The organism is Curtobacterium sp. 18060 (genome assembly GCF_902706105.1).
Classification (GTDB): Bacteria; Actinomycetota; Actinomycetes; order Actinomycetales; family Microbacteriaceae; genus Curtobacterium.
The window spans coordinates 49,562-58,684 of the sequence record NZ_CACSJV010000021.1; the positions used below are offsets into that span (position 1 = coordinate 49,562).

Here is a 9,123-nt window from a genome sequence, read left to right on the forward strand (position 1 = left end):
ACTCGAGCATGACCACGATCCACGACGCCCCCGACGAGTTCGCCGAGGACCAGCTCGCCGGCTGGCTCGCGCTCTACGCCGACCGCGTCCGCGGCGTCCACGGCGGCGTCGTCGCCCTGCCCACCGACGGCGCCGACCCCCAGGTCGCGGTGGTCGTCGGCGGCGGTTCCGGCCACTACCCCGCGTTCTGCGGGATCGTCGGCCCGGGGTTCGCCACCGGCGCCGTCGTCGGCAACGTCTTCACCTCGCCGTCCACCGCGCAGGTGTACGCGGTCGCCAAGGCGGCCGACCAGGGGAAGGGCGTCGTGCTGTCGTTCGGCAACTACGCCGGTGACACGATGAACTTCGGACTCGCCGCCGAGCGGCTGCGTGCCGAGGGCATCGACACCCGGATCGTCGTGGTCACGGACGACATCGCGAGCGCCGACGACGAGTCGAAGCGTCGTGGCATCGCCGGGGACTTCTCGGTCTTCAAGGCGATGGGTGCCGCGGCTGCCGCGGGCGCGGACCTCGACGAGGTCGAGCGCCTCGGCAACGCCAGCAACGCCGCCACCCGCACGATCGGTGTCGCGTTCTCCGGGTGCACCATGCCCGGCGCGACCGAGCCGCTCTTCACCGTGCCCGACGGTCACCTCGGACTCGGGCTCGGCATCCACGGCGAGCCCGGCATCGAGGACGTCCCACTGCTCCGCGCGACCGACCTCGCGGCGCTGCTCGTCGAACGGCTGCTCGCCGACCGACCGGCGAACGCGGGCACCCGGGTCGCCCCGATCCTCAACGGCCTCGGCGACACCAAGTACGAGGAACTGTTCCTGCTCTGGGGCCGCGTGCTCCCGCTGCTGCGGGACGCCGGCCTCGAGATCGTCGAACCCGAGGTCGGCGAACTCGTCACGAGCCTCGACATGGGCGGCTGCTCGCTGACCCTCCAGTGGCTCGACGACGAGCTCGACCCCCTGTGGCGCGCCGACACCTACACGCCGGCCTACCGCAAGGCGGCGGCGCCGATCGCGGCGTTGCTGCCGGCCGACGCCGTGGACGACGCCGAGGACGAGGCGACGGCCGTGCCGGACGCGAGTGATGCCTCCCGGCAGGCCGCGCAGACGGCACGCGACGCGATCGAGGCGATCGACGCGCTCCTGCGGGAGCACGAGGAGGAGCTCGGCCGCATCGACGCCGTCGCCGGCGACGGCGACCACGGACGCGGCATGGTCAAGGGGATCGGCGCGGCCCGGAAGGCGGTCGACCGGGTCGGCCAGGAGGCAGGGGTCGCCTTCGTCCTCGGACGCGCCGGTGACGCGTGGGCCGAGTTCGCGGGCGGCACCTCGGGAGTCCTGTGGGGTGCGGCACTCGAGGCCTTCGGTCGGTCGCTGCGCGACGACCGCTCCGCGTACGAGGCGTCCGACGTCGTCGAGGCCGCGCAGGCCTTTGCCGACTCGATCGTGCACCTGGGCGGGGCGTCCCGCGGGGACAAGACGCTGCTCGACGCGCTGCTGCCGTTCGTGGACGCACTGCGGACCTCGGTGTCGGTTGGTTCCTCGCTCACCGACGCGTGGCAGGCTGCAGCGGAAGTCGCTCGTGACGAGGCCGACAAGACCGCCGACCTCACGCCGAAGGTCGGGCGTGCCCGGCCGCTGGCGGAGAAGAGCCTGGGGACACCCGACGCGGGTGCCACCTCGATGGGGATGATCCTCACGCGGGTCGGCGAGGTCCTCGCTGCCCGTGCGAACGAACTGGAAGGAACACACGCATGACGTACCGTCTCGTGATCGGCTCGGACGATGCCGGGTTCGACTACAAGGAGATCATCAAGCAGGACCTGCAGGCCGACCCGCGGGTGGCGTCGGTCGTCGATGTCGGTGTGGACGCGGACGGGCACACCGCGTACCCGCACGTGGCCGTCGACGCAGCGCGACTCGTCGCGTCGGGTGAAGCGGACCGCGCGATCCTGATCTGCGGCACCGGACTCGGCGTCGCGATCGCGGCGAACAAGGTCCCGGGCATCCGGGCCGTCACGGCGCACGACTCGTTCAGCGTCGAGCGTTCGGTCCTGTCGAACGACGCCCAGGTCCTCTGCATGGGCCAGCGGGTCGTCGGCGTCGAGGTCGCCCGCCGGATGGCTCGCGAGTGGTTGGGCTACGAGTTCGACCGAACGAGCGCAAGCGCCGAGAAGGTCGCGGCCATCTGCGAGTACGACGGCAGCGCGCCCGCCGGCGTCGACGCTTCGGCGTAGGCGCGGCGGCACTCCCGCGGAACCAGGTTCCGGACACAGCACCGTGCATCTGCGCGGTGCTGCGTCCGTTGCGCGGGGTCGAACGGTCAGCTGCGCGCGGCCAACCGGTGCACGACGGCCTTCGTCGCCTCGTAGAGCTCGCGGTAGTCGCGGTACCCGGGCTCGTAGGCCGCCGTCGCGACGGGGTCGGGCTCGATGACGGTGGCCGGCGGGTTCCACTGCCGGATGTCGACGTCGGCCACGAGCGCTGCCGCCAAGAACGCCGACCCGTACGACGCTCCCACGGTCACCGACGGCACCGTCTGCCGCAGCCCGGTGACGTCCGACACGATCGTCGGCCAGAGCCGTCCGAGCAACCCGCCGCCCGCCCCCACGAGCTCGCGGACCTCGACCCCGGCCGCGCGCAGCACCTCGATGTTGTGCCGGACCGCGTAGGCCGTCGCCTCGAGCGTCGCCCGGTAGATGTCCCCACGCGTGTGCCGCACCGTCAGCCCGGCGATCACCCCGCGCGCGTCCGGATCGGCGATGGGCGTCCGCTCCCCCGCGAAGTACGGCAGCATCAGCAGCCCGTTCGCGCCGATCCCGGCGCACCGAGCCTCTTCGAGCATCGTCGGCCACTCGCCGTCGACCAGCCGTCGCAGCCAGTCGGTGATCGCCCCGGAGGTCGCCATCCCACCCGACACACTCGGCTGCCCCGGGTGCGTCCCGACCGTCGTCCACATGCCCGGCACCGGCGTCGGCTCGGCGGTCGGCGCGATCATGAACATCGTGGTGCCGTACTGCAGGAACATCCGGCCCGGCACGGACTCCCCGACGCTCACGCCCTCCGCCCATGCGTCGATGGTGCCGGCCGTCACGGGGATACCGACCGGGAGGCCCGTGGCCGCGGCCGCCTCGCGCGTCACCACGCCCGCCTGGTCGCCGGACCACAGCAGCCGCGGCAGGGGCAGGCCGGGCGCAAGATGCTCGCACCACTCGGTGATCCAGGTGTTCTCGTGGACGTCGTAGAGCGGCGTGGTCTGGCTGGCCGAGTGGTGGTCGAGGACGTACTCCCCCGTCAGCAGCTCCACCACGCGTGACGCCGGCATCGTGAACCGGACCGCCCGCTCCCAGACGTCGGGCTCGTGGCGGGCGACCCACGCGAGCTTCGCGCCGGCGGCCTGGGTGCTCAGTCCGGAGCCACACCGGGCGCGGATCGTGTCCTCGCCCCCGAGCTCCGCCGTGACCTCGTCGAGCAGGTCGGCCGTCCGGGTGTCGATGCCGTACAGGACCGCCGGGCGCAGCGGATCACCCACGTCGTCGGTCAGCAGGACGCAGGGGCCGATGCCGCTCACGCCCACGGCCTGCACGTCGGCATCGGGGACGAGCGTGAGGAGCTCGTGCGTCAGCGTCGTGAACTCGTCCCACCACACGGCCGCGTCCATCTCGACCAGTCCCTGGGCAGGACGGTCGACGTCGTGTCGGCGGCTCACCTCGGCGATCACGGTGCCGTCGAACCGGGCCAGCAGCGCCTTCGTGCTCGACGTCCCGATGTCCAGACCGAGCACCGCCCGCATGCCGCCTCCTTCGCCGCCACGCGACCGCCGTCGGTCGCGTCCCGAGTCTACGAACGATCGCGATCCGTCGACGCCCAGCGTCCTGTCGGGGGCCGGACGTACCGTACTCACGACTCCGATGCTCCACGAGGGGAACCCGATGAAGAAGTCAGCCTGGCTGCCAGCAGTCATCGCGCCGGTGGTCGTCGCCGGCGCCGTCGCCGCCCCGATGATCGCGAACGCGGCGAACGACCCGATCGCGGGGACGAACCCGACCGCGGCCGACGTCATCGCCAGCATCGCGAAGTCCTCGGACGCGCAGTACTCCGGCAAGCTCTCGCAGTCGAGCGACCTCGGACTCCCTGAACTGCCGACCGGTTCCGGCGGCTCCTCGCTCGAGGGCGACGCCTCGGACGTGCTCGGGCTGCTCACCTCGTCGCACACCGCCCGCGTGTACGTCGACGGCGCTGACAAGCAGCGCGTGCAGTTGACGCAGCAGCTCGCCGAGCAGGACGTGGTCCGCAACGGGTCCGAGGTCTGGACCTGGGACTCGAAGGAGCGCACGGCCACGCACGTGACCCTGCCCTCCGACACCGCGAAGGATCTGCAGGACGGCGCCACCACGCCGACCGACATCGCCGAGCAGGCCATCGACGCCATCACCCCCAGCACCACGGTCTCGAAGCCGACCGAGGTCAGCGTCGCGGGTCACGACGCCTGGCAGATCACGCTGACGCCGAAGTCCTCCGACACCCTGGTCGGCACCGTCCGACTGGCGGTCGACCAGCAGACCGGGCTCCCGCTGCGCGCGACGATCCAGGCCGCCGGGCAGGACGCCCCCGCGGTGCAGGTCGGGTTCACGAGCCTCGACTACGGCGCACCGGCCGCGCGGCTCTTCGACTTCACACCCCCGTCGAACGCGAAGGTCACCGAGAAGGACCTGTCCGACGCCGAGCACGGTGCGCACGCGAAGGGCGACCACGCCCGCGGTGCGCACGACGGTGACGAGCCGACCTTCACGGGCGAGGGCTGGGGCACGATCGCCGAGCTCCCCGCCGGCACGGTGGACCAGTCGTCCCTCGGCGACGAGGCCTCGGGCCTGCTCGGCCAGCTCACGAAGGCCGTCGACGGCGGCCGTGCCGTGCAGACCTCGCTCGTGTCGGTCTACCTGGCCGACGACGGCCGGGTCCTCGCCGGCGCCGTGCCGGTGTCGTCGCTGGTCGCCGCCGCGAAGTGAGCGCACCGGAACCCGCGCACACGACGGAACCGGCCGCCGTGGACGCGACCCGTCCGACCACGGGCACCGACCTCGCGATCCGCACCACGGGCCTCCAGAAGGTCTTCCGCAAGCAGCGCGCCGTCGACGGCATCGACCTGTCGGTGCCGCGCGGCGCGGTGTTCGGGTTCCTCGGGCCGAACGGCTCCGGCAAGACGACCACGATCCGGATGCTCCTCGGGCTGTCGAGCGCGACCGGCGGCACGATCGAGGTGCTCGGCCAGTCGATGCCGAAGGCGCTCCACCAGGTGCTGCCGCGCGTCGGTGCCCTGGTCGAGGGGCCGGCCTTCTACCCGTACCTGTCCGGGCGCGCGAACCTGCAGCGCTTCGACGCGGCCGACCCCACGTCGGACCCGCGCACCCGCAAGGCCCGCGTGGCCAGTGCCCTCGACCGAGTCGGCCTGACGCACGCGGCGGACAAGAAGGCGCACGCGTACTCGCTCGGCATGAAGCAGCGACTGGGCCTGGCGAACGCCCTGCTCTCCCCGCGGGACCTGCTGGTGCTCGACGAACCGACGAACGGGCTCGACCCACAGGGCACGCGCGAGGTCCGCAACCTCATCCGGTCCCTGGCGGACGACGGCACGACGGTGTTCGTGTCGAGCCACCTGCTCGCCGAGATCGAGCAGGTCTGCACCCACGCCGCGGTGATGCGCACCGGCAAGCTCGTGGCACAGGGCGAACTCGACGAGCTGCGGTCCGCCGGAGCACGCACCGTGACCGTCCGCACGCCCGACATCGGGCAGGCCGGCAGCGTGCTGAGCCGGCTCGGGCTCGTCCCCCGGCACGACGGCGGCGCGGACGTCTTGGTCGCCGACCTGCCGCACGAGCTGCTGCCCGAGACCATCACCGCCGAACTCGTCCGCGCCGACGTCCGCGTCCGTGGGCTGACGGTCGGCGGCGGCACGCTCGAGGACCTGTTCGTCGCGCTCACCGGAGAGGGCTTCGATGTCGCTGCCTGACACTGCCCGTGCACTGCCCGACGCCGATGCCGAAGCCCCACGCCGCCAGCGTCCCTTCGCCCTGCTCGGCTCCGAACTCGCGCTGGTGTTCCGACGTCGCCGTACCTGGGCGATGCTCGGGGCGCTCGCGCTCGTCCCCGTCCTGATCGCGGTCGCCGTGAAGCTGACGACCGACGGTGACGACGGCGGCCCGGCGTTCCTCGGCGACATCACCAACAACGGCCTGTTCGTGGCGTTCACCGCGTTGACGGTGTCGATCCCGCTGTTCCTGCCGCTCACGGTCGGCGTCGTCGCGGGCGACACCGTCGCGGGCGAGGCCAGCCACGGCACCATCCGCTACCTGCTCGTCGCACCGACCGGCCGGGTGCGGTTCATCCTGGTCAAGTTCGCCGGCGCGGTCGCGTTCTGCCTGGCGGCCACGCTGCTCGTGGTGCTCGTCGGTGCGGCGATCGGTGCCGTGCTGTTCCCGATCGGTCCGGTCACCCTGCTGTCCGGCACCCAGGTCGGCGGAGCGTCGTACGCCGGTCGGGCACTGCTCCTCGCCCTCTACGTGGCGATGTCCATGCTGGGACTCGTGGCGATCGGCATGTTCGCGTCGACGCTGACGAACGTGCCGGTCGGGGCGATGGCCGCGACGGTGGTGCTGGCCGGGGCCTCCCAGGTCCTCGACCAGCTCCCCCAGCTCGACTGGCTGCACCCGTACCTGTTCTCGCACCAGTGGCTGGGGTTCGGCGACCTGCTCCGCGACCCGATCTCGTTCGACTCGTTCGGGTCGAACGCCCTGCTGCAGCTCGGCTACGTCGTCGTGTTCGGCGCGCTGGCGTACAGCCGGTTCGCCTCGAAGGACATCCTGAGCTGAGCCCGACCGCCGTCAGCTCGCCGGAGTGGCTGAGCCGCCCGCCATCGTCTCCGCCTCCGAGCCGCGCGCATCCGCGTAGCGGTCCCGCAGGTCACGGGCCTTCTCGGAGCGGTACCAGTCGAGCCGGGACCCGGTCTCGACCGTCTGCATCCCGATGACGACCTTGCCGCGTGACTTCATCTCGGCGAGGTCCTCGTACGCCTCGACGATGTACTCGAACGGGTAGAACCCCGAGATGAGCACCTGGAAGCGGCGCTCCTGCAGGGCCTTCGCCAACGTGGTCAGGAGTTCCCGGGTCTCCTCGTCCTCTGCCGGGGCGCGCAGGAACCGCAGCTCGATGTCGCGCCGTTCCTCCGACGACACGAAGCGCTCGTCCCTGACCCCGAGGCGTTCGGCCAGGAGCTCGGCGTTGCTCTCCCCGTGGTTGTCGATGAAGGCGGTGATCGGTCGGCCGTCCGCGATCGCTCGGATGCGGTCTTCCTCGCCCTCGCCGTACACGACCGGCAGCGTGCCGATCTGCCGCAGGTAGTCGTGGTTGCGCGCACTGCCGAGGGTGATCACGGTCGCACCGGCGTCGTGCGCCAGCTGGCTCTCGATGTGGCCGACACCGCCCGCTGCAGCGGTGATGACGACCGTGTCGTCGGGTCCGAGGCGGAGCGATCGCACCACCGACACCGCCGTGCACCCGGCCAGGTACAGCCCACCGGCGACCTCCCACCCGACGTACTCGGGCTTCTTGATGACGGCACCACGCGGCACCGCGATCCAGTTCGCGTGCGATCCGCCCTGGGGCGCGTGCCCCATGACCTCGTCACCCACCCGAAGGTCCTTCACGCCGTCGCCCCGCGCCCGGACGATGCCGGCGAAGTCGACGCCCTGCCGTGCCGGGAACTCGAGCTCGATGTGGTCCCGGAGCTTCCCCTCGCGCAGGAAGCGCTCGATGTGGTTCAACCCGGCGGCGACGATCTCGACGACGATCTCGCCGGGGCCGGCCGTCGGCTTCTCCTGCGGGACGAGCTCGACCACGCTGAAGTCGCCGTACCGGTCGTACTGGACTGCCTTGCCGTTCCGCATGGGTGCTCCTTCGCTGGCGTGTGCGTCCGGCCTACTCGGTTTCCCCGCGTGCAGCCCGAGCAGGCGGGGTACCGGCCGTGGACTGTACCGACGAGCGGACGGGAGGCCCGTGGCGGCGCCGCCACGGGCCTCCCGTCCGTCGGTCGCGCACGTCCAGGGCGCCCCGCGCGCTCGGTGCGCGTCGCGCGCTCACTGCACGCCGGCCGCTCGGTGCTTTCCAGCGGCCACTCAGTGCTTGCTGGCTGCCGCTCAGTGCTTGCCGGCGGCCGCGATGACGGACGCGACGGTCTCGGCGTCGAGGTGGAACGCGAGCGGGTCGGCGTCGGGGCGTGGGACGCGCAGCGGCGTCGACCAGACGGAGCCGTCCTCGGCGACGTCCACGACGAGGGCGCCGCTGTCGACGGAGGCCGATTCCTCGTCGTACGCGCCGGTGACGTCCGTGTCGTTCGCGACCCCGGGGGCGACGAGGACCGGGACCCCGGCCAGCGATCCGGCGAAGTGGTGGTGGTAGTGCCCGCCCAGGACCACGCGCACGTCGGAACCCCGGATCACGTCAGCGAGCGCCTCGGGGTTCTGCAGCCGGAGCGCCTCGTGCAGCTCGGTCGGGGCCGGCAGGGGCGGGTGGTGCAGGACGACGACCGTGCCGTGCGGGGCGTGGTCCCCGGCGAGCGCGGCGCGGAGCCGTTCGAGGCTGGCGTCACTGAGCTCGCCGTAGCCGGCACCCGGCACGCTCGTGTCGACCGTGACGATCCTCCGGCCGGCGACGAGGGACTGCCCCCACACCGGCACCGTCGGCGGGTGGTACTCCATCGTGTGCATGACGGGGCGGCCGCCCTCGCCGAGGACGTGGCCGTTGGACAGCACCTGGCGGAAGCCCTCGCGCAGGTCGTGGTTGCCCGGGACCGCGACGAGGGCGGCTCCGTGGCGTTCGGCCCATCCGCCGACCCGCTCGAGGACGGCGGCGTAGGACTCGGGGCTGCCGTCCTCGGACACGTCGCCCGAGATGACGACGAGGCCGATGCCGGGCACTCCGTCGACGCGGGCGAGCACGCCGTCCAGTGCTGCAGTGGTGTCGACGGACCCCTGGTGCAGGGCGCCGTCGCCGGTCAGGTGGGTGTCGGAGAGGTGGAGGACGCGGAGGGTTCCGGCTGCGGGCGGCTGCATGGGGTCCACGGTAGCCACGGGGG

General features: G+C 72.3%; 8 protein-coding genes. 5 read left to right on the forward strand and 3 right to left on the reverse strand.

The window, feature by feature from the left end; all coding sequences use genetic code 11:
• Positions 1–8 precede the first annotated feature (8 nt).
• Positions 9–1,751 carry a dihydroxyacetone kinase family protein gene (locus GVL05_RS11520; RefSeq protein WP_159573220.1) on the forward strand — a complete coding sequence of 581 codons (1,743 nt, stop codon included), beginning with the start codon at positions 9–11 and terminating at the stop codon, positions 1,749–1,751.
• The gene (locus tag GVL05_RS11525; RefSeq protein ID WP_159573221.1) at positions 1,748–2,230 is read left to right on the forward strand and encodes a ribose-5-phosphate isomerase; all 483 of its coding nucleotides are present in this window, start codon (positions 1,748–1,750) and stop codon (positions 2,228–2,230) included. Before GVL05_RS11520 ends, GVL05_RS11525 begins: the two co-directional genes overlap by 4 nt.
• A gap of 86 nt (positions 2,231–2,316) precedes the next feature.
• Here GVL05_RS11525 and GVL05_RS11530 read toward each other — a convergent pair whose 3' ends face one another.
• Positions 2,317–3,786, reverse strand: coding sequence for an FGGY-family carbohydrate kinase (locus GVL05_RS11530; RefSeq protein ID WP_159573222.1), 1,470 nt, complete (start codon positions 3,784–3,786; stop codon positions 2,317–2,319).
• Between the two features lie 139 nt (positions 3,787–3,925).
• Here GVL05_RS11530 and GVL05_RS11535 point away from each other — a divergent pair, with 139 nt between their 5' ends.
• Genes GVL05_RS11535 through GVL05_RS11545 form a run of 3 tightly spaced genes read left to right on the forward strand, consistent with a single transcriptional unit; the run spans position 3,926 to position 6,862 of the window.
• Positions 3,926–5,002 (forward strand): sigma-E factor regulatory protein RseB domain-containing protein, encoded by a 1,077-nt coding sequence (locus tag GVL05_RS11535; protein WP_159573223.1) that lies wholly within the window; start codon positions 3,926–3,928, stop codon positions 5,000–5,002.
• 38 nt (positions 5,003–5,040) lie between these two features.
• Complete coding sequence (locus tag GVL05_RS11540; RefSeq protein WP_159573224.1) at positions 5,041–6,003, forward strand: ABC transporter ATP-binding protein; 963 nt, start codon at positions 5,041–5,043, stop codon at positions 6,001–6,003.
• Positions 5,990–6,862: an ABC transporter permease gene (locus tag GVL05_RS11545; RefSeq protein ID WP_185094234.1), complete on the forward strand. Its 873-nt coding sequence runs from the start codon at positions 5,990–5,992 to the stop codon at positions 6,860–6,862. The genes GVL05_RS11540 and GVL05_RS11545 overlap by 14 nt, the downstream gene beginning before the upstream one ends.
• A 12-nt stretch (positions 6,863–6,874) precedes the next feature.
• Here the strand turns inward: GVL05_RS11545 and GVL05_RS11550 are convergent, their stop codons facing one another.
• Positions 6,875–7,936 (reverse strand): NADP-dependent oxidoreductase, encoded by a 1,062-nt coding sequence (locus GVL05_RS11550; RefSeq protein WP_159573225.1) that lies wholly within the window; start codon positions 7,934–7,936, stop codon positions 6,875–6,877.
• A 249-nt stretch (positions 7,937–8,185) separates the two neighbouring features.
• A partial coding sequence (locus GVL05_RS11555; protein ID WP_327785641.1) for a metallophosphoesterase occupies positions 8,186–9,123 on the reverse strand: 938 nt, incomplete at its 5' end.

Coding starts and splice junctions, on each gene's coding strand:
- GVL05_RS11525 (WP_159573221.1), top strand. CDS start 1,748: ATGACGTACCGTCTCGTGATCGGCTCGGACGATGCCGGGTTCGACTAC.
- GVL05_RS11550 (WP_159573225.1), bottom strand. CDS start 7,936: ATGCGGAACGGCAAGGCAGTCCAGTACGACCGGTACGGCGACTTCAGC.
- GVL05_RS11545 (WP_185094234.1), top strand. CDS start 5,990: ATGTCGCTGCCTGACACTGCCCGTGCACTGCCCGACGCCGATGCCGAA.
- GVL05_RS11520 (WP_159573220.1), top strand. CDS start 9: ATGACCACGATCCACGACGCCCCCGACGAGTTCGCCGAGGACCAGCTC.
- GVL05_RS11530 (WP_159573222.1), bottom strand. CDS start 3,786: ATGCGGGCGGTGCTCGGTCTGGACATCGGGACGTCGAGCACGAAGGCG.
- GVL05_RS11535 (WP_159573223.1), top strand. CDS start 3,926: ATGAAGAAGTCAGCCTGGCTGCCAGCAGTCATCGCGCCGGTGGTCGTC.